Raw genomic sequence first — 21,040 nt, 5'->3', positions numbered from 1 at the left:
TGATTCATATAAATCATAAAAAACCACGCGATCAGCGTGGTTTTTTTTATGATTTATTTTAAACGATCTTTTTAATGACCCTAAGTTTGTGGGTATGTCTTCCTGTATCTATATTGTAAATTCCGAGATGATCCAATCGGTCAATGCGTACCTTTCCGTGAGCGTGGATGATATAGTTATCTTCCATAATTATTCCCACATGTGTAATTCGGCCTTCTTCATTATCGAAAAATGCTAAATCACCGGGTTCGCTTTCTTCAATGAAACTAAGAGCCTCTCCTTGTGTAGCCTGTTGTGAAGCATCACGAAGCAATGGATAACCGTTCAATTTGTATACCATTTGGGTAAACCCTGAACAATCGATACCAAAAGGTGTCTTGCCTCCCCACAAATAAGGTGCGTTCAGATACATAAATGCGGTACGGATTAATTCCGATTTCGGTTTAATACCGCAGGCTTTCATGCCTTCAAAGGAAAATTGCGTAGTGTTGATTTCAGCGTTGTCTAAAAAAGATAATGAACTACCTATTGAAATCGGTAATAAGGAATTATTGTTTGTTGTGATGAATTCAATCAGGTCGGCACTCATGATGCATGCTGAATTCGACAGGTAATTGTAATTAGCCTCTGAGATCAGCTGAAATTGTTTGTTGTCAATCCAGCCTTCGTATGTATCGTACGCCAATCGTATTCTGGACCATTTGTCCGTTTGTTCTAAAATTTTGAAATGTTCGCCAAAAAGCACCTGAGAAACTAATTCGCTTCTGTCGCTTGGTTCTGCACGTAATGGAACTATGGCTAAATTACAAATAGCAAACATTTAAGGAATTTATGAGTTGAAAATTATGAGTTATAAGCCGAACTTAAAAGTTCTAAACTCATAACCCATAATTTTAAAATTTATAAGTGATTAAGCTCTTTCGATAACAATGGCTGAAGCGCCACCACCACCATTACAGATAGCTGCAGCTCCAACTTTAGCATTGTTTTGCTCTAAAACGTTAATTAAAGTAACAACGATTCTTGCTCCGGAACATCCCAGAGGGTGACCTAAAGAAACAGCACCACCGTTTACGTTTACTTTGTCGTTGTCTAAGCCTAAAATTTTAGCATTTGCCAATCCAACTACAGAGAAAGCCTCATTGAATTCGAAGAAATCCACATCAGAAACTGATAAACCAGCTTTATCTAATGCTTTTGGTAATGCTTTAGCAGGTGCAGTTGTAAACCATTTAGGCTCTTGTGCCGCATCTGCGTATGATTTGATATAAGCTAATGGTTTTAATCCCATAGCAGTAGCTTTTTCTTCACTCATTAAAACTACGGCAGCAGCACCATCATTAATAGTGGAAGCATTTGCGGCAGTAACGGTTCCTTCTTTTGTAAATACAGCGTTTAACGCAGGGATTTTATCCAATTTTACGTTTGTATATTCTTCGTCTTTTGCGAAAACGATAGGATCACCTTTTCTTTGAGGAATAGATACCGGAACAACTTCATTGTCGAATTTACCTGCGTCCCATGCTTTTGCAGAGCGCTCGTAAGACTGAATTGCGAAAGCATCCTGCTCCTCACGAGTAATTTTATATTCAGCAGCACATAAGTCAGCAGAAACACCCATTGCCGTGTGATCGTATGCGTCAGTCAAACCATCTTTCTGCATTCCGTCAACTAGAGTTGTCGGGCCAAATTTAGCTCCGTTTCTCATGTGTACGTAATGAGGGATCAAGCTCATGTTTTCCATACCACCTGCAACCACCACTTCAGCGTCTCCTGCCATAATAGCTTGAGCTCCCTGCATGATTGCTTTCATTCCTGAAGCACATACTTTGTTTACGGTTGTACAAACTACTGTATTTGGTATACCTGCAAAAATAGCTGCCTGACGGGCTGGAGCCTGACCAACACCGGCCTGAACAACATTACCCATTATTACTTCGTCTACTAAATTCGGATCTAAATTGATTTTATTTAAAGCACCTTTAATTGCTGTTGCACCTAATTGCGGAGCTGTAACGGTTGATAAACTACCCATGAAACTTCCAATCGGAGTTCTTACAGCCGATACAATAACTACTTTTTTATTCATGATAAATTGTTGTTTGTTCAATTAAGATGCGAATTTAACCAAAATTGTTAAGATAACTAAAGTTTGATTTTAAAATTATGAGCTTTTTAACCTGTGCGGCCAAATTACAGTTTGAATTTGAAATTTTTTATTTTTTTTAAAAATGTATTAAGCTGACAATGAAATAGTTTAAAACTTTCTTTCAAAAAAATGAAAAAAAAGGCCGAAAATAGTTGCAGAAACAATATCCATGTTCTACATTTGCAACCGCAAAATAAGGATAAGTTCTTTGCAAAACAGGAGAGGTGCCGGAGTGGTAACGGAGCAGATTGCTAATCTGTCGACGGGTAACCGTCGCCAGGGTTCGAGTCCCTGTCTCTCCGCTTTTTTTTGCACGGGGTGTAGCGTAGCCCGGTCATCGCGCCTGGTTTGGGACCAGGAGGTCGCAGGTTCGAATCCTGCCACCCCGACATAATTTTCAGTATTCCCAATACGACTGAAAAACGACTTAAGGTCCCGTAGCTCAGCTGGATAGAGCAACTGCCTTCTAAGCAGTAGGTCTCAGGTTCGAATCCTGACGGGATCACAAGGAAGCTCAGCATTTGCTGGGCTTTTTTGTTTTTTATACTTCTGGAAAAAGTTCCTGTAGAGAAGATATTACCTCTCTAGTTTGCACAAAGTTTGCACAATTATATCAAATCTTGACCATAAATATTTCCAATTTATGGCAAATTCAAAAATTATTCTAGACACTAGAAGAGTAAAATCTGATGGTACTTTTAATGTAGTAATTAGAGTTACACATTTTAAAAAAGTTTACACCATTAATACAGGTGTTTCTACTGCAATGAAGTATTGGAGTGAGCAAAACTCAGAAGTAGTAAAGACTCATCCAAATGCAAAACTTCTAAATCTTAAAATTTCTAAAAATTATTTTCAGATTCAACAAGCTGTTTTAAAACTTGATGATAATTTTTCAATCGAAGAGTTGAGAAATCTTATAAATGGTAAGCCCAACGCAAAGGAATCAATAACATTTAAAACGTTTGCGGATGGATTAATCCTTAGAATGATGGAAACTCATAAGGCTGGAAACGCATTAGTTTATCAAACAGCTGTTAATAGATTTATTGAGTATTGTGGTAATCCTAATATCAGATTTCAAGATATTAATTATTCTATTTTGGAGCGATTTAATGATGAATTAATAAAGCATGGATTAAAGCAAAACACTATTTCAAATTATTTTAGAACTTTAAGAGCGATTTATAATAAGGCTATTAAAGAAAATTTGGTTGAACGTTCTTCGTATCCTTTCTATGAGATGAAGATAAAAACAGAGAAGACCATAAAAAGAGCAATATTGAGAGAAGATATTCTAAAGCTTTATGAAAATGACCACGAAGAAAATTCTCCTGAAGACAGAGCGTTAAAGTACTTTTTACTCAGTTTCTACCTTATTGGAATATCCTTCACTGATTTAGCTTATTTAACATCTGAAAATATCATTGATGGAAGGTTAGTTTACTGTCGAAGAAAGACTGGTAAAAACTATAGTATTAAATTGTTTCCAAAAGCAGAAGCAATTCTATTAAGTAGTTCTAGTTACAGTAGTAGGTACTTATTGCCAATTCTTTCAGATAATATCCAAGAGAACAGCCTTAGAGCTAAACGTATTATTCAGCAATGGATTAAAACAACTAATAAGTACTTAAAACGACTATCTAACAGTGCAGGCATTAAGGGAACTGTTACAACTTATGTTGCACGCCATACGTTTGCTACAACTGCTAAACGACTAGGGTATTCAAATGAGTTGATTGCAGAGGCTCTAGGGCATGAGTTCGGGAATAAAGTAACTAATATTTACTTGGATAACTTTGATAAAGAAGTTGTTGATGAAATGCACAAAAATGTTGTTTTTTCCATATAGTTCATCTTCTGATTGGTGTTGTTCTTCAGGAGATTACAAAACGTAATTTTAATCAGCAATTTAAAAACAAAAAAGCATAGAAATCCCCTTAACAAAATTTTACTTTTGGTGAGCGGGATTTTTTTTCCTGCTTTTAAAATCAAGCTTATACAATACTGTACGTCATAAGATTTAACTTATTTACACCCACACTGGATACTTAAACTCCTGTAAACTCAGGACACTTGTTACTCTGTGTAATGTTCCAGCCTATTGATTTCGCCATGATTCCATTTTCTACCTATCGGAGAAACCTCAACCACTATGATTCTGTATTATTTCAACAGCGTAGTTTACAATCCAACGTCTGACCTGCTAGTGATTCTTTTCATTGAATTCTTCCACAGGTGTGCAATCCATTATCTAGAAAGGGTAGTACAAATTTAAGGAAGATTCATAATGATTCAAAATTAAAGTGTATTGTTTGGAAGAAATTTTATAATCTTTTGCGTTATAAAAAAGAGATTCATTCCCACTGTGGAAATATATTTCCTCAGAAAGGTTGCAGATATTTCTAATTTCAATTTGATAATATAGCATTAAAAATAACTTTTCTGATTAGTCTATAATTAGTTTAGTTATTTATACTAGTTGAATTATTAAACTTATTCAAATATTTTCCACTGAGTTGCTTTATAAATGTTAATTTCTCCTTGGCTACATAGAACAAAACTGTATAACCCTTCACTTTCTTGTTTTTGAATACTTGTTCCATTAATTTGCAACACTATAAGATTAATTTGTTGTATTTTACAAAATGTTTTGTAAGTAAAATGTAAAAACATTCTGCAATATATTAATTATTAGTTTATTATCTTTTTGTAGGAAAGTTATCGTTGATTTAGGCTCTATAAATATCACCAATTTTGGTGATGGTTTGGTATTAATTAATTTCATATTCTTGCGATTAATTAATCCAAATACTACAAAATTTTATGAAGAACAAACTTAAAAAAATGCTATTGGCATCGTGCTTTGGCTTACTTTTTGCACTTGTTTCCTGTGAGTTACAAGAACATACAGTAGAAAACCACAATCATGAGCAAAAATTTAAATTGTATGAAAAGGAATTTGACGAATTAATTAATAACCAAAAATTTGCTAGTGCTTTTAGGAAGTTTACCAAAAGAAATGGAAAGATTAATTCTCTAAAGGAAGGAAATATGATGAAAGGTAATTATGATTTCACATTTGTAGATGCCCCCATAAATATAGTGGAAGCTGATGGTGGTATTTCATACACATTTTTGATCTATACTGATTCCATTTCCATCGAGTCTTTTGAAAATTTAATTATACAAACAGATTCTGTAGGGAAAACGCAAGCATTTACTGTAAAATATGATATTGTTTCTGAGATTATAGAAACGGAGCATAGTCCTAATACTTTTGATTTTGTTGTAAAGGATGCTCACCATATAGATGTTGACAGTATACAAAGTACTTCTAAAAAATATTTATATAACTGTCAAGATATTTGGACGTACACATGTACAGGAGGTGGTGGGGGTTGCAGAACAGCTCCAGAACATTTACCTTATGGAGAGTGTTATGTAAAGACACCAGAATGTATTAGTTTTAGGCTAGCGGGTTTTACGTGCGATATAGGAGATGACGGTTTAGGTGAAGGCTCTAGCCCAGGACCCTCTTCAGGTCCTGGTTCTGGTCCAACTCCAGGTGGGGGTCATGGAGGTTCAAACCCAAAAGTACACACTCTTCCTAAGGCACCAGAATATAATGAAGTTCATAAAACTCCTTGCGAAAGATTAAAAGATGGTACTGGTTCAAAAAAATATTTGCAGAATTTTAAATCTATAGATACAGAAGATAAATATAATCTAACATTTGAGTATGGTTTTTTTCTAAATCAGTCAAATGATTATGTATATTCATCTCCTCCCGCTGGCAGTGATAGTCCAAGCTTAAAGGTACCAGCAGGTTCCAAAAATTTTACACATGTTCACAATAAAATGATAAAACAAGATGATGCTGGTGACGATTATGATGGTGGAGTTAAGATGATGGCTCCTGATGATTTATTAAATTTAATCACAACTTGTCAAGCAGCTAATGGATTAGAGCCTGAAAATGCATTTGGAGTAATGATATCTAATGAAGCTTATTATGCTATTACGTTACTTCAACCATATACGCCTACTAATCAATTAAATTACGGTTGGAAAGATTTTGTAGATATTTATAAAATGTATTCGGCAGAACTTGTAGCTAACAGGACTTTGACTGTTGAGCAAAGACATACAGCTCTACAAGAACTGTTTTTAAGGGAATTAAAGAGATTAGGATTAGAAGACAAAGTAGCTCTTTTTCAAGGAGAAAAAACTGCTGGACCACTTGGTCTTCCAAATATTAAGTGGACTAGAAAAATTTTAGAAAATGGGGTAGTAAAACCGATACCATGTTAAACATAAAGAATTATAAATATGAAAAAAATATTTAAATTAGTAGTTATTTTATTATTTACAATTAATGCTAGTTGCCAAGTAACAAGTACAGTACCCATGGCAAGTTATAATCAACAGAATGGGGTGTATAAAAAAGATTTGAATAATGAATTAGCACCATATGCAGGTACGTGGGAAGGAATAGTTAATAATAAAAAATATACTTTTGTCTTTCAAATTTTCGCCCAGCATTTATATACTAGAGTTAATGGAGATTATTTCTATCGAGACGAACTAAAGGGGAAATTTAAAGTAGTTGATTTAAGTAATAATCAAACGTTGTACGATAATTTGGCTGCTACCAACTATGATGATTTCAATATTGTCGGGCTTGTTATAACAAATGGAAATTTCTCATTTTCATTTGTAGATTCCGAAGCACATTGTTACAACTCTGCGGAATTTATATTGCAAAAAATTAGTGGTCAATCAAATCAACTTAAATATTGTTATTTTACTTATAGTGGTTATGGTACTTTGCAGGGATGTAGTTATTCAAACCAGTCAAGTATCCCAATGTTCTTACCTAAAGTCCAATTAGTATTGACGAAGCAATAAAGAATATTTGATATTAATATAAAGGGAGCAATTTGCTCCCTTTTTTTAAATATAATTTATTTTTCAGCCACTTGCTACATCTCAATCTATAACTGCCAGCTTTTAAATACACGATATTCCTGTAGAAATGAATTACGTTAATGACACCTAATTTGTCTTAAAAAGAAGTGGCTACTCCCTACAACAACTCCCTAGTACTGTTAAATAAGCGGAATATACCCCCATGCATTTATTTAATAGTTTAATAGATCATTTGGAGTAACACCAAGAGTTTTTGCAATTTTCAACATTGTTGTAATCTTCATTTCCTGTCTACCATTAATATATTTTCTTAAGTTTTCAACGTCCAAATTAGAATCATGAGCTACTTCTCTTGTTTTTAATTTTTTCTCTTTAATTATCTCCTTAATACGCTCACCTAAGAGTTTAATCTCTGGTGCTATCTCAGATTTACGAATTCTTTTTTCCATAAATGAAAATTACTTTCATCTGAGTACATGTTAAGGATTGCTTTAATCAGGTTGTTTGCAACTGTATTTTTATTACTTTTATCAAAAATTTTTAAAATTCATCTTTATGAAAAAAGTTTTTACACTTATAATTGGTTTTTTGCTGATAAACCTTCATGACTTACATAGTCAATCACTTAATATTGATCCTTATTGGGAAAATTATTACAACAAATATCCTTCTTCAATAGACGATTATCATCAGGCAACTGATTTTATAAGAATTATGGAGATTGTTGACTTTGTGCCAAACAGTAGGGAATTAAGAAATAGTGCTGATTTTCTCAAACAAGTCCTTTTGAGATTATCTCAAGAGACATTAGATGACTTAAACATGCAAGGGATTTACTATTCTAGGACTTACAAACATGATGATTATTATTATTTATACATCACGAATTACAAGGAAATCAGTAAAGAAGCATGGGATAAGCACTGTCCTTATTTAATACCTTTAATGGTGATAGATAAAACTATAATACTAACTAGGTAGTTAAGAGCAATCAAGTGAGGGACAATATTTTATTACCAATTACTTCATTATTAAAACGTATTTAGTCCATATTCAACAGAATTAAATCGACGCTCAAAATAGGAAGTTAATTATAATGTTCATTCGCCACATTGGGCTATGATAATTAAACCACTAAGATTTTAAATTTAACGTCAAGAACAATATCTATTGTCTGTCTGAGGAGATAAATCTTTGTGGTTTAATTATCCAAACGTTTTAATCTAAAAATTTTAATTCCAATTTTAAATAATCAAAAACCATTCTTAAATCAGGTCAAGGTTTGCAAATAGTTTGCACAAGGAAAATTAATTGAATAAAAACTCAGGATTTTCAGTAGCTCAGCTGGATAGAGCAACTGCCTTCTAAGCAGTAGGTCTCAGGTTCGAATCCTGACGGGATCACAAGGAAGCTCAGCATTTGCTGGGCTTTTTTGTTTTCTGTAATTTCCTTTTTTGCATTTACCGATATAAAATAATATATTTTCACGGATATGAAAATTAAAATCAAACTCCGTAGAATAAAAAAACCACTGAAATTCAGTGGTTTTTTTGTTTTTAACAGGTTCCTAAATCGTTATTCGATACAGTTTAGATATTCAATGAAATACCTTTCAGGCTGATATGTATTTTTGATTTTTTCTGATTTTAATTCCTTTTTGAAAATATAATCGACCGTTTCCGTAGCATATTTTACTTTCATTATGCTTATCGGATATTTTTTCAAGTCCTCGAATCCTTCTTTGCTAAACATAAAATAGCTGTTTAAAAGACGAATATTGTTTTTTTCCTTTTCATCATAGTTCAATTGACTGCATATTTCCCCTGCACTAAGCAAGGTTACTATTTTTCCGTTAGAAAGTTGAAGCGAAATTTTGGAAGCACTGTCAAAACATTTCGGATTAATGAAATCTTTGCTTTTTTGAAGTAGCTGAAAACCAAGATAGGGTGTCCCATCTGAATTTATCAGAGAAAAAAACACAAAATCACTTGAGTTTACAAAGTCTTTTTCGTGCACAAGATAATCAGGTGTTTTTTTTATGAAAGTGGAATCTGTTTTTTCATCTACGTCGTATTCGCAATTTTTTTGTTGGGCATTCGCTATAAATCCAATAATTAAGAATAGGGCAGATAGTACGTTCTTCATGTTTGTTTTTAAATTTTTTCGCAAAGTAAAACTATTTTATCATTATTTATATCGGTTGTGAAAAGGCAATAATCGCTTCCGCCGTCTGAAATCTTCCATTTTTTTCTTATTTCATCCACAGACATGGGGAAATTTCGGGTTGTTATATTGGTTTTTTTACCTTCCAAATGTTTCTTTAGTGTCGTTTTATCAAATGGTAATATTTCCTTTACCACAAATTTCCTGCCAGGAAAATCAATTTCTGCATCAGAGGTATACAGATGGGAATGTTGATTTAATTTCTCAATGCCATAAGTAACACCAATAGCTTCAAAAGCACCAGTTTTCATCATTGCGGCATTTGGTTCATAGAGGAATTTTTTCGGAAGAGAATAGACCGCCTGAACATCAGTTTGACCATATTCCACAGAAAAAATATCGGTTTTGTCTTTTGCTAAAGCTACGGCATTTAGTGTGATTGTGCCTGTGTAATCTTTTTCAATTTCCCACAGTAGTTCTTTTACTTCATTATCAACAGCGATGCAATGGATCTTTTTGACAAATTGAAGTTCCGATAATCCGGCGGTTATATCCAAAATCGGAGCAGTTTTTATGAGAATATTATCAGAATATTCAAAATACTCCTCCAAATGATAAGGTACATTTGGCAAACAGTCTTTCAACATAAAAACTTTACCTTTTATATCGCTGCGTCTGGAAGGATCAATGTAGATCCAGCTCCATTTCATATTGAGTTTTTTCAGGGTTTCTAAACTGTCTCCTTGATAACATTCTATATTTCGCTGATTCAGAATCTGATAATTGTGTCGGACAATCTTTGAAAGTTCTTCATTGATTTCGCAATGCGCCACTTTGTTGAATTTCTGGGCAAAGTAATAGTCGTCAATGCCAAAACCGCCTGTAAGGTCTATTAATGTTACACCATCAATAAGTGAAGCCTTGTATTTTGCGGCGCGCTCAGAAGAGGTTTGTTCGATTGAAATCTTTGATGGATAGATGATATATTTATGGCTGAACCATGTGGGCAGTTTCTCTTTTGCTTTGTTTTTTGAAGCGATCTGATTTAAAATGTCATTCCATTTGATTTCCGGAAACGGGTTTTTCATCAGGGCGATTTTTGTGAAATTGGCCTGAAGTGAATCGGTTATAAAGTCCTGAACGGCTGAATTTAAAAGTGGAGAATCCAAATTAAAGGTTTTTAGTTAGTATCCGGATGATTTTGTTTTCCGGCATGAATTCTTTTCCGATCACTTTTAAGACAGTATAAACAGGCACGGCAAAAATCATTCCGGATATTCCAAATAGGTAACCGCCAATTAATATGATCAGAAAAATTTCTAAAGGGTGTGAATAAACGCTGTTTGAAAAGATATAGGGTTGACTAATGTTATTGTCAATAAACTGTACAATCAGGAACCCAATCATGATGTATAAAGAATTTGGGAGAACTACGCTGGCAAAATCGGCTCCGGCAAAGCTTAGCATTGTTAGCAAAATAGCTAAAACATTTGCGATAAGCGGACCAATGTAAGGTATAATGTTTAAAACGGCACAGATAAAGGCGATTGTGAGGGCATTATCTATTCCGACGATTAATAAGACTATCAGATACAGAATAAAAACGACGAATAATTGAACTAAAATCCCAATGAAATAACGGGATAGCAAATGTGTGATCTTATCGATGGAAGACAATATTTTCTCCTCATGCTCGTCCGGAATTATCCTAATAAAAATCAGTTTGAATAAACGCCTGTCTTTTAACATAAAAAAAGTGATAAAGAAAACAGAAGCCAAACCGATACTGAAACTGCTCAAAAGATTAATGAAAGAATTCACAAAAGAGGTTATTATGCTGACATTTAATTTAGAGGAAATGTTCAGTTTTTTATAAAGTTCATCTGAATTTATGTGATGAGAATTCAAAAAGGCTGCCAGTTGATTGATTAAGTTAATAAAATCTTTCTCGAATTCTTTTGTGTCTAAAAGAGAAAGATTTTGCCCTTGTGAAATGAATAAAGGGATAAAAAGTAAAATAAATCCCGAAATCAACAAAACATAAAAAAGCATTGTTAATGCAACGGCCAGATTGTTTTTTTTTAATTTAAGCTTTCGGGTCAGAAAATCTACCATCGGGCTTCCAATCATGGTAAGCAATAATGAAATTAAAAGATAGATTAGTACGGTTTTTATCAAATAGAGCACATAAATCAAAATGGCGATCCCGGTCAGTTTGAAAATTGCCCCAACAATGCCTTTTGAAATATCTTTTGATGTCATTTTTTAAATGATTTTAAACATTAAAAGTAAAAAAAAACTCGCTAAATAAGCGAGTTTTAATAATTTATTTTGATCTCCCATTATGGTTGAGCGAATGAATTTCTTGCTCCTCCTGTTGAGAAAATTGCTAACATTCTTGATTTCTGACCAGTAGAGAACATGTACATCCCTCTGTCATCAGTATAATCCATGTAGTTCATAGTCATTTCAATTGGAGTGCCTGTACAAGTACTGTAATGAGGATATGCAGGAACACCGTAGTTTGCAGCATTGTGTAATGGTGTATCAGTAACCTGGTCGTTTCCGCAAGTAGCATCACCCCAAATGTGACGTAAATTCATCCAGTGACCAATTTCGTGAGTTGCTGTTCTTCCTAAGTTATATGGATAAGTTGCTGTTCCTGTAGTTCCGAAATATTTTGAATCAATAACCACTCCGTCAGTTGAAGAGGATCCGCCTGGGAATTGAGCATATCCTAAAATTCCGCCGCCGATCGTACAAACCCATAAGTTAAGTTTTGTAGTTGGTGAAGTAGGATTCATTCCGCCCTGAGTTGTTTTTTTCATGGCATCAGCCGTTCCCCAAGATGTTTTTGTTGTAGATTTTCTGTAAACAGCGTCTAAAACGAAAGAAATTCCAACGTTTGCTTTTACTCCCGAAAATGCAGCTGGCACTTTATTGAAATCACTGTTTGTAGCGTTGAAATCTTTGTTCAATGCATCAATTTGCGACTGGATTTGAGCTTGTGAAATGTTTTCTGCAGTAGTTTTGTATAACACATTCACAACTACAGGAATTTGGATTTTACCATTTACTAAACGGCCTTCTCTGATCGCTTGCTCAGTGAATGATTCAATTTCATTCATTTTGATAGCTAATCCGGGATTGGCTTTCAGTTGACTTTCCAATACATCATTGGAAGCACAATTTCTGCTAACATTTGTGGTTTGGTCATTTGTTGTGGAATTCTCTTCTTTGTTACATGAAATCAACGTCAGTAACAAAGCTGCCGAAAAAAGAATTTTTTTCATAAAATTTAAAGTTAGAGTTAAATAATTGGGTAAATGATTAATTTGTTACAATTATATAACATTTTTTTTAAACTCAAAGCGAAAATTGTAGAAAAAGGATTACGGGGTTATTTTTGTAGAATTTACATAAAAATGACAATTTGAGTACAAAAAATATAATCCTTATGGTTTGTAGAATTACTTGATTGTGAAATTTGCAGAGAAATTCGGGTTGTTGCACTTATGCGGTCCGCAATTGCATAGTTATAGGAATGAAAAAACCCGCCAAATAGCGGGTTTTTAAATATTTTTTGCAAAATTTTTATGGCTGTGCAAAAGAATTGCGTGGGCCTCCGGTAGCAAAGACCGCTAACATTCTTGATTTCTGACCTTCAGAGAACATATACATGGCTCTGTCGTCTGTGTAGTCCATATAATCCATTGTCATCTCAACAGGTGTTCCTGAACAAGTACTGTAATGCGGATAAGCCGGAGCTCCATAATTAGCAGTATTGTGTAATGGCGTATCAGCCACCATATCGTTACCGCAGGTAGCATCTCCCCAAATATGACGTAAGTTCATCCAGTGTCCCACTTCGTGTGTAGCGGTTCTTCCTAAATTGAAAGGATAAGCTGCTGTTCCGGTTGTTCCGAAAGCATTGTCATCAATAACAACACCATCCGTAGCTGAAGAACCTCCTGGGAATTGCGCATATCCTAAGATTCCGCCTCCCATGTTGCAACACCATAAATTCAACACAGTAGCTGGTGTGGTAGGAGCGATGCCCTTAGGCGCTTTTTTCATGGCGTCATTGGTGCTCCATGAAGTTGTGTTTGTAGATTTTCTAACAACGCCTTGTAATACGAACGAAATGCCGACATTGGCTTTTACACCTGAAAACAGCGCAGGTACCTGATTGAAATCTGAGTTGGTTGCATTAAAGTCTTTATTAAGCACATCAATCTGTGATTGAATTTGAGCTAAAGAAATGTTTTGAGCCGCAGTTCTGTATAAAACGTTTACAACTACAGGAATTTCAATTTTCCCGTTCACCAACCGTCCTTCTCGTATGGCTCGTTCGGTAAACGATTCAATTTCATTCATTTTTACAGCTAGCGCTGGATTGGCTTTTAATTGTTCTTCTAAGACTTCATGAGAGGCGCAACCTCTTTTTGCTGTAGTTGAATTTTGTTCATTTTTTGATGTTGATTCCTGATCTGTACAGGAAACCAGCATTGCAAGTGCGGCTGTTGCTAAAAAAATTTTTTTCATAATTTGTAAGATTAAATTTAAAATTGGTGAAATGATTAAAAAACCGAAACAATTTTAGATATAAAACAGTTAATTATGAAAAATATTGTACCATCGGCAATAAAAATCGATGAAACGTATAGTATTGTTATTTTACAATACGTAAAAATTGATTTTTGTTAGAAAAAACGGGATTATTTGTAGTCTATTAATTATTAAAAACATAATAGATTAAATTAGCCCCCATTTTTAGGGCTTTTGTGCGAACGTCTATTGGGTCATTATGAACTTCCTGATTTTCCCAGCCATCTCCAAGGTCGGTTTCCACTGTATAGATCAGAACAATTCGACCTTCGATGAAAATAGCAAAAGCCTGGGGTCTTTTGCCATCGTGTTCATGGATTTTTGGCAATCCTCCTGCAAAGACAAATGGCTTTTGAAAAATAGGATGTGAAGAAGGTAATTCAACTAAAGGATTGTCAGGAAATATTTTTTTTATCTCTTTATGGATATACTGATCCATACCATAATTGTCATCTATGTGTAAAAAACCACCGGATGTGAGATAGTTTCGAAGATTTACGATGTCATTGTCGTTGAAAACAACATTTCCGTGACCGGTCATGTGAACAAAAGGATAGGAGAATAAATCCGGGCTTCCTACTTCAACAGTCGGGATTTTTGTATTGATTTTGGTATTGATGTTCTGATTGCAGAATTTCGCCAGGTTAGGAAGTGAAGTAGGGTTTGCATACCAGTCGCCACCGCCGGAATACTTTAATAGCGCGATTTCCTGGGAAAATCCCAAGTTCCAAATGAAGAAAATTCCAAGTAAAATTATTTTTTTCATATTATTCGTTTGCAAAAACAAAACTGTGGCAGGCAACAACTGCAGCGGTTTCGGTTCGTAACCTAGTGTTTCCCAAAGATACCGGAATGTAATCGTTTTTTAATGCCAATGCGATTTCTTTTTCCGAAAAATCGCCTTCAGGGCCAATCAACAAAGTATATTTATCTTTCGTTTTGATTGATTCCTTCAGCAGTTTTTTATCGGTTTCCTCACAATGAGCGATATAAAGTGTTCCTTCGTGGTTTTTACTGATGAAATCTTTAAAGGAGGTAGGTTCGTTCAGCTTCGGTAAATAATACTGCAGCGATTGTTTCATTGCCGATTGAATGATTTTGTCAAAACGTTCGGTTTTAATTATTTTTCTTTCAGAATGATCACAAATAATAGGAGTAATTTCGTGTACTCCGATTTCAGTTGCCTTTTCCAGAAACCATTCAAAACGATCGTTCATTTTCGTAGGTGCCACTGCTAAATGAAGGTAAAAATCCGTTGGTTCCTGATTGTCCGTAGAGTTTATTTTTACGGTACATTTTTTGTCGGAAGCCAAAATGATTTCAGTATTGAATAGAAATCCTAAACCATTGGTAACATGTAAAATATCACCTTCTTTTTTACGCAGAACTTTAACGATATGTTTGCTTTCTTCCTTGTCAAAAGAAAACTCGTTTAAAGTTGATTTTATATCGGGGTTATAGAATAACTGCATATTAAAATTCGATACGTGCTTTGGATACTACTGAAGCATCTTCAAACTGATTATTCAAGTATTTATGATAGCCGACAATTCCGATCATGGCTGCATTATCGGTTGTATATTCGAATTTAGGGATAAACGTTTTCCATCCGTATTTGGTTTCGGCTTCTTTCAGTGTGTTTCTGATTCCTGAGTTTGCAGAAACCCCACCACCAATGGCAATCTGATTGATCCCTGTTTCGGCTACGGCCAATTTCAGCTTATCCATTAAAATCTGAATGATAGTGTGTTGGATCGATGCACAGATATCGTTTTTATTCTCTTCGATGAAATTGGGATTTTCGGCCACATTTCTCTGGATGAAATATAAGATTTGCGTTTTTAATCCGCTGAAACTGAAATTTAAACCGTCTACTTTTGGCTTGGTAAACTGAAATGCTTTCGGATTACCTTCTTGGGCGAATTTGTCGATCAAAGGTCCGCCGGGATAGGGTAGTCCTAATATTTTTGCACTCTTATCAAAAGCTTCGCCTACCGCGTCATCAGTAGTTTCGCCGATAACTACCATTTCGAAAAAGCTATTTACTTTTATGATCTGCGTATGTCCGCCCGAAATAGTCATAGCTAAAAAAGGAAATTCCGGCTTGTCGTAGCCCGCTTCGTCAATAAAATGCGCTAAAACATGTGCATGCATATGATGTACCGAAATTAAAGGAATGTTTAACGCCAGAGCCATAGATTTGGCAAACGAACTCCCAACCAAAAGCGATCCCATTAATCCGGGTCCTTGTGTAAATGCGATTCCGGAAAGTTGTGATTTATCGACATTTGCCTTTTTTAAAGCTACATCAATTACAGGTACGATATTTTGCTGATGTGCTCTTGAAGCCAGTTCGGGAACAACGCCTCCATATTCTTCATGAATAGCCTGACGCGCCACTATATTTGATAAAACTTTATTGTTTTCAAGTACGGCTGCTGCAGTATCATCACAGGAACTTTCGATAGCAAGTATATAAATTGGCTGTTTTGTCATAAAAAAGGCACGAAATTTGTATTACAATTTAAACCGACTGTATTATCTTTGAATTCGAGTATCTTTTGCACAGAAAAAAGCTTGAGATTCTTTAGTAAAAACTTAATTTTACAAGTCGGTTCGACAAATTTAAAACAAATTAGGGTATCAAAAAATTTAAAAAAATAGCAATTCGAATAATTTTAGGAATTCTCCTATTGTTATTACTGCTTGGTATTACGCTTTCTTTACCAGTGGTACAGACAGAAATTGCCAATAGGGTAACCCAAAAACTCAACCATGATTTTGGTACTGATATCAAAATTGAAAAAGTAGCCATTTCAGTTTTCGGAAGTGTAAAACTTAAAGGAATACTGATTTCGGACCATCACAAGGATACACTTTTCTATGTCAATCGGCTTCAAACCAATATTTTAAGTTTTAAAGAAATAAAAAACTCCCGTTTGTTTTTCGGTACGGCCAAGATTGACGGACTGAATTTTAAACTGAAAAAATACAAAGGTGAAAAGAAGGCGAACATAGATTTGTTTGTGGAATTATTTGATACAGGACAGCCCGGATCTGGAAAATTCAGATTGAAAGTGGATGATCTTTCGCTGAGCAACAGCCGTTTTCGTTTAATAGATGAGAACCTGAAAAATCCAAAACCGGTAGATTTTACAAACCTGAATGGAGAATTTGAAGATTTCTTCATCAAAGGACCAAATATTACTTCGGTCATTACTAAATTGTCCTTGAAAGAACAACGTGGTTTGATTATAGAAAACCTGGCCGCTGATTTTACTTATACTAAGAGAAACATCATCCTGAAAAAAATGGATCTGAAAACAGATGAATCCACTTTTATCGGCGATGTTGTCATGAATTACAAGCCAAAAGATTTTTCCGATTTCAACAATAAAGTCGTTTTCGATGTCAAAATGGAAAAAGCTTCGATCTCTTCCAATGAACTAAATTTTTTCTATAATGAGTTCGGAAAAGACCAACGTTTTTATCTTAATACCCACCTTACCGGTCCCTTAAATGATTTTGTGCTGCACGATTTGCGATTATTGGATCGAAACAAAACAGAAATTATCGGAAAAATAAACTTCAAGAACCTTTTCAACAAGAAAAGTGAATTTTACATGAACGGGAATTTCGACAGGGTAAGTGCTAATTATGACAATCTTAAAGGGATTTTACCAAGGGTTTTAGGGAAAAAACTCCCTACAGTTCTTAGAAAACTCGGAAATATTGATTTAGTTGGTGATGTGAAACTGACCAGAAAAACTATTGATGCTGACATTCTGGTGCTCTCCGCGCTTGGGAAGCTGGAATCGAAACTTTCCATGACCAATATCAATAATATTAATAATGCGAGCTATAAAGGGTATGTTTCGTTAAATGATTTCGATTTAGGTCCGCTTACAGGACGTTCAGATATTCAGCGTGCAACTTTGAATTTGCATGTGGACGGAAAAGGTTTCGATCAAAAGCATCTTAATACTTCGGTAAAAGGTGTGATAGAACAATTTAGATATAACGGTTATACGTATCAGAATATCACTTTAGACGGAACAATGAAAATGCCTTATTTTAAAGGATATTTCAATAGTAATGATCCGAATCTTAGAATGGATTTCACCGGATTGATCGATTTAAGTTCAAAGGTTAAAAATTATGATTTCCAGGCTAATGTTGATTATGCTGATCTGCATTTGCTGAATTTCAGAAAAAATGATTCCATTGCGATTTTCAAAGGACAATTAAGCTTTAAAGCGAAAGGAAATACCGTAGACGACATTGAAGGAGTGCTTGCGGTTTCCAATGCTTCATATCAAAACCGAAAAGATGCTTACTATTTTGATGATTTCCATGTTGAATCTTCATTTGATCAGCAACGTGTCAGAACAATTACAATTAATTCCCCGGATATCATTAACGGAAAAGTAGTTGGGAATTTTAAAGTAAAAGAGGTTCCTAAAATCGTCGAAAACGCATTGGGAAGTCTATATGCGAACTACTCGCCATACAAATTAAAGCCAGGGCAGTTTTTAGATTTTGATTTTGTGATTAATAATAAGATCATCGAAGTCTTTGATCCTAATATTACTTTGGCGGAAAATACCGTCCTGAAAGGAAAGATCAATGCTGATGAAGGAAATTTCAAGATGAATTTCTCGTCTCCGAATGTAGTGGCTTATAAGACAAGTTTCGACAATATCCGTATCAATATCGATAACAAAAATCCACTTTACAATGCCTTTGTTGAGCTTGACAGCATTAAAATGAAGAATTATAAAGTTTCCGATTTCAGTTTGATCAACGTAACCATGAACGATACCATGTTCGTGCGTTCCGAGTTTAAAGGAGGCAATAAGAATCAGGATTTTTATAATCTGAATTTGTATCATACTATCGATCAGGATAATAAATCGGTTGTTGGATTTAAAAAATCAGAAGTGAATTTTAAAAATTACCTATGGTTTTTAAATGAAAACAACACCAATGACAATAAAGTCGTTTTCAATAAAAAGCTGACTGATTTTTCAATCGAAAAAATCGCATTGACCCACAATGGCCAGAAAATGGAATTGGCGGGCATGCTGCAAGGTAAAGATCATAAGGACATCCAGCTTACATTCGATAATGTCGATTTAGCCAAAGTCACGCCGGCACTGACCAATTTGTCTTTTGACGGTAACATAAACGGTCATGTAAATGTCAAGCAGGATAAAGATATCTACCAGCCTGCGTCTTCGATTACGGTTGATTCCCTCAAGATCAATAATTATGATTTAGGTAATCTGGATCTACAGGTCACCGGGGATAATTCGTTCCGGAAATTTAATGTCAATTCCACAATTAAGAACGACGATGTCGAGAATTTCTATCTGAGAGGGAATGTTGAAATTGTATCCGGCCAAAGTCTGTTGTCATTGGATACCGGTTTTTCACGATTTAATATCGGAGCTTTCGGGCCATTGTTAGGAAGTGTTTTTTCTAACGTACGAGGATTCGCTTCAGGTCAGGCAGCCATTGTAGGAACCGTTAGTAATCCGGAAATTGACGGACGTCTTTATCTGAACGATGCCGGAATGAAAGTACCTTATTTAGGTGTTGATTTCAATATGGAACCCAATGCCGTGGTTGACGTGACGGAGCATCAGTTTCTTTTCCGACATATTGAAATTACGGATACTAAGGAAGGTACTAAGGGAATTGTAAACGGTAGCGTTCGTCATAATAAGCTAGCGGATTGGAGTGTGGATTTGGATATCGCATCGAATAATTTGCTTGTGCTGGATACACAGGACAGTGAAGATGCAGCTTATTACGGTGTGGCTTTCATTGATGGTAAAGCGAGTATTAAAGGTCCAACAAATGCTTTGGTAGTTAAAGTCGATGCGAAATCAAATAAAGGTACTTCAATAAAAATCCCTGTCAACGACGCAACAAGTACAGGTAGTTATTCTTTTATCGTATTCATCACAGAACAGGAGAAAAGAAACAGAGAAAAAGGAATTGCTACCGTTCAAAACAAATCGAAAGGATTTGAAATGGATTTCAATCTTGACATTAATCAAAATGCGGAAATTGAAATAATTCTGGACAGAAACACAGGTCATGCGATGAAAGGACGAGGGGAAGGTTCCATAAATATGGAAATCAACACACTCGGGAAATTCAACATGACCGGCGACTATCAGGTGTATGAAGGAGAATATAATTTCAAATACGGAGGATTGGTCGATAAAAAATTCCAAGTGAAGAAATTTAGTACTATTCGCTGGTACGGAGATCCTTTAAACGCCGTGTTAGACCTTGAAGCGGTTTATAAAACGGAAGCCAACCCGGCAGTAATTCTGGATAACCCTTCTTTCAATAAAAAAGTTCCGACCGAAGTGGTGATTTCTGTGACCGGAAATTTAAGTAATCCGGAACCTGATTTTAGAATTGAATTCCCAACGGTAAGTTCGGTTTTGAAATCTGAGATCGATTATAAGCTGAGTGATAAAGATACACGTCAGACGCAAGCAATTGCATTATTATCGGGAGGAGGATTCCTTTCTCCTGAAAATGCGTCAAGTTCTGTTACAGGGACAGTGTTTGAGAAAGCAAGTGCGGTTGTGAATGATATGATGACCGGTGATGATGATAAATTTAAAGTTAACCTGAATTATGTTCAGAGTGACAAAGATCCGATGCTGCAAACCCAAAGTAGGGTGGCGGTTAACATGTCTACTCAAATCAACGATAGAATCACCATTAACGGGAAACTTGGGGTACCGGTTGGCGGAACGGAACAATCTGCTATCGTAGGTAATGTGGAATTACAGATGCTTTTAAACAAAGACGGAAGTCTGAAAGCAAGAGTTTTCAACCGTGAGAACGATATCAATTACGTTGGGGAAGGTGTTGGATATACGCAAGGTGTAGGTGTGTCCTATCAGATTGATTTCAATAATATGAGCGAACTTTGGCGAAAAATATTCTCCAGGAAAGAGAAAGAAAATAAAGCTCAAAATCCTACGGACCAGATTCCTGATTCTGATTTAACGCCTGAATTCATAAAATGGATTGAAAGCAAAAAAGGCAAAAAAAGCACTGAACCTAAAAAAGAACCGCAGAAAGTTCCTGAAATCGAATAAATTTCCTGCTTCGGTATTTTCGGATTTATAATCCTATGACTTAAAGAAAATCTTTTTT

General features: G+C 35.1%; 16 protein-coding genes and 3 tRNA genes. 8 read left to right on the top strand and 11 right to left on the bottom strand.

The annotated features are described in order from the left end of the window. Positions 1-58 precede the first annotated feature (58 nt). Positions 59-820: a C40 family peptidase gene (locus AC3E9U_RS01280; RefSeq protein WP_488745094.1), complete on the bottom strand. Its 762-nt coding sequence runs from the start codon at positions 818-820 to the stop codon at positions 59-61. Positions 821-910: 90 nt separating this feature from the next. Then, positions 911-2,089 (bottom strand): acetyl-CoA C-acyltransferase, encoded by a 1,179-nt coding sequence (locus AC3E9U_RS01275; protein ID WP_488745093.1) that lies wholly within the window; start codon positions 2,087-2,089, stop codon positions 911-913. 278 nt (positions 2,090-2,367) lie between these two features. On the opposite strand from AC3E9U_RS01275, the gene AC3E9U_RS01270 reads away from it, so the two are divergent. The 6 genes from AC3E9U_RS01270 to AC3E9U_RS01245 all read left to right on the top strand — a co-directional run bounded on the left by AC3E9U_RS01270 (position 2,368) and on the right by AC3E9U_RS01245 (position 7,060). Beyond that, positions 2,368-2,451: transfer RNA gene (locus AC3E9U_RS01270), tRNA-Ser, on the top strand. A gap of 12 nt (positions 2,452-2,463) precedes the next feature. Then, positions 2,464-2,538, top strand: a tRNA-Pro gene (locus tag AC3E9U_RS01265). Between the two features lie 42 nt (positions 2,539-2,580). Then, positions 2,581-2,654 (top strand) — tRNA-Arg (locus AC3E9U_RS01260). A gap of 138 nt (positions 2,655-2,792) precedes the next feature. After that, on the top strand, positions 2,793-4,001 hold the full coding sequence (locus AC3E9U_RS01255; RefSeq protein WP_488745092.1) for a phage integrase SAM-like domain-containing protein: 1,209 nt from the start codon (positions 2,793-2,795) through the stop codon (positions 3,999-4,001). Positions 4,002-4,975: 974 nt separating this feature from the next. Beyond that, positions 4,976-6,463 carry a hypothetical protein gene (locus tag AC3E9U_RS01250; protein WP_488745091.1) on the top strand — a complete coding sequence of 496 codons (1,488 nt, stop codon included), beginning with the start codon at positions 4,976-4,978 and terminating at the stop codon, positions 6,461-6,463. An 18-nt stretch (positions 6,464-6,481) separates the two neighbouring features. After that, positions 6,482-7,060 (top strand): hypothetical protein, encoded by a 579-nt coding sequence (locus AC3E9U_RS01245; protein WP_488745090.1) that lies wholly within the window; start codon positions 6,482-6,484, stop codon positions 7,058-7,060. Positions 7,061-7,293: 233 nt separating this feature from the next. On the opposite strand, the gene AC3E9U_RS01240 is transcribed toward AC3E9U_RS01245, so the two are convergent. After that, on the bottom strand, positions 7,294-7,530 hold the full coding sequence (locus AC3E9U_RS01240; RefSeq protein WP_488745089.1) for a helix-turn-helix domain-containing protein: 237 nt from the start codon (positions 7,528-7,530) through the stop codon (positions 7,294-7,296). A gap of 106 nt (positions 7,531-7,636) precedes the next feature. On the opposite strand from AC3E9U_RS01240, the gene AC3E9U_RS01235 reads away from it, so the two are divergent. After that, positions 7,637-8,062 (top strand): hypothetical protein, encoded by a 426-nt coding sequence (locus AC3E9U_RS01235; RefSeq protein ID WP_488745088.1) that lies wholly within the window; start codon positions 7,637-7,639, stop codon positions 8,060-8,062. 594 nt (positions 8,063-8,656) lie between these two features. Here the strand turns inward: AC3E9U_RS01235 and AC3E9U_RS01230 are convergent. The 8 genes from AC3E9U_RS01230 to tsaD all read right to left on the bottom strand — a co-directional run bounded on the left by AC3E9U_RS01230 (position 8,657) and on the right by tsaD (position 16,348). Continuing rightward, positions 8,657-9,226 (bottom strand): hypothetical protein, encoded by a 570-nt coding sequence (locus AC3E9U_RS01230; RefSeq protein WP_488745087.1) that lies wholly within the window; start codon positions 9,224-9,226, stop codon positions 8,657-8,659. An 8-nt stretch (positions 9,227-9,234) separates the two neighbouring features. Then, positions 9,235-10,413, bottom strand: coding sequence for a THUMP-like domain-containing protein (locus AC3E9U_RS01225; protein ID WP_488745086.1), 1,179 nt, complete (start codon positions 10,411-10,413; stop codon positions 9,235-9,237). A gap of 1 nt (position 10,414) precedes the next feature. Further along, positions 10,415-11,506, bottom strand: a complete 1,092-nt coding sequence (locus AC3E9U_RS01220) for an AI-2E family transporter (protein WP_488745085.1) — start codon at positions 11,504-11,506, stop codon at positions 10,415-10,417. Positions 11,507-11,586: 80 nt separating this feature from the next. Next, positions 11,587-12,537, bottom strand: coding sequence for a zinc metalloprotease (locus tag AC3E9U_RS01215; protein ID WP_488745084.1), 951 nt, complete (start codon positions 12,535-12,537; stop codon positions 11,587-11,589). Between the two features lie 301 nt (positions 12,538-12,838). After that, entirely contained in the window at positions 12,839-13,789 is a 951-nt protein-coding gene (locus AC3E9U_RS01210) for a zinc metalloprotease (RefSeq protein WP_488745083.1), read from the bottom strand. A 187-nt stretch (positions 13,790-13,976) separates the two neighbouring features. Further along, on the bottom strand, positions 13,977-14,618 hold the full coding sequence (locus AC3E9U_RS01205; protein ID WP_488745082.1) for a DUF4159 domain-containing protein: 642 nt from the start codon (positions 14,616-14,618) through the stop codon (positions 13,977-13,979). Between the two features lies 1 nt (position 14,619). Next, positions 14,620-15,324, bottom strand: a complete 705-nt coding sequence (locus AC3E9U_RS01200) for a 16S rRNA (uracil(1498)-N(3))-methyltransferase (RefSeq protein WP_488745081.1) — start codon at positions 15,322-15,324, stop codon at positions 14,620-14,622. Between the two features lies 1 nt (position 15,325). After that, on the bottom strand, positions 15,326-16,348 hold the full coding sequence (gene tsaD / locus AC3E9U_RS01195) for a tRNA (adenosine(37)-N6)-threonylcarbamoyltransferase complex transferase subunit TsaD (protein ID WP_488745080.1): 1,023 nt from the start codon (positions 16,346-16,348) through the stop codon (positions 15,326-15,328). Positions 16,349-16,545: 197 nt separating this feature from the next. Here tsaD and AC3E9U_RS01190 point away from each other — a divergent pair, with 197 nt between their 5' ends. Then, positions 16,546-20,982, top strand: a complete 4,437-nt coding sequence (locus tag AC3E9U_RS01190) for a translocation/assembly module TamB domain-containing protein (RefSeq protein ID WP_488745079.1) — start codon at positions 16,546-16,548, stop codon at positions 20,980-20,982. The last annotated feature ends 58 nt before the right edge of the window (positions 20,983-21,040 follow it).

This window comes from Flavobacterium sp. 21.1, assembly GCF_057801535.1.
This window is presented reverse-complemented; position numbering and strand designations above follow the sequence as displayed.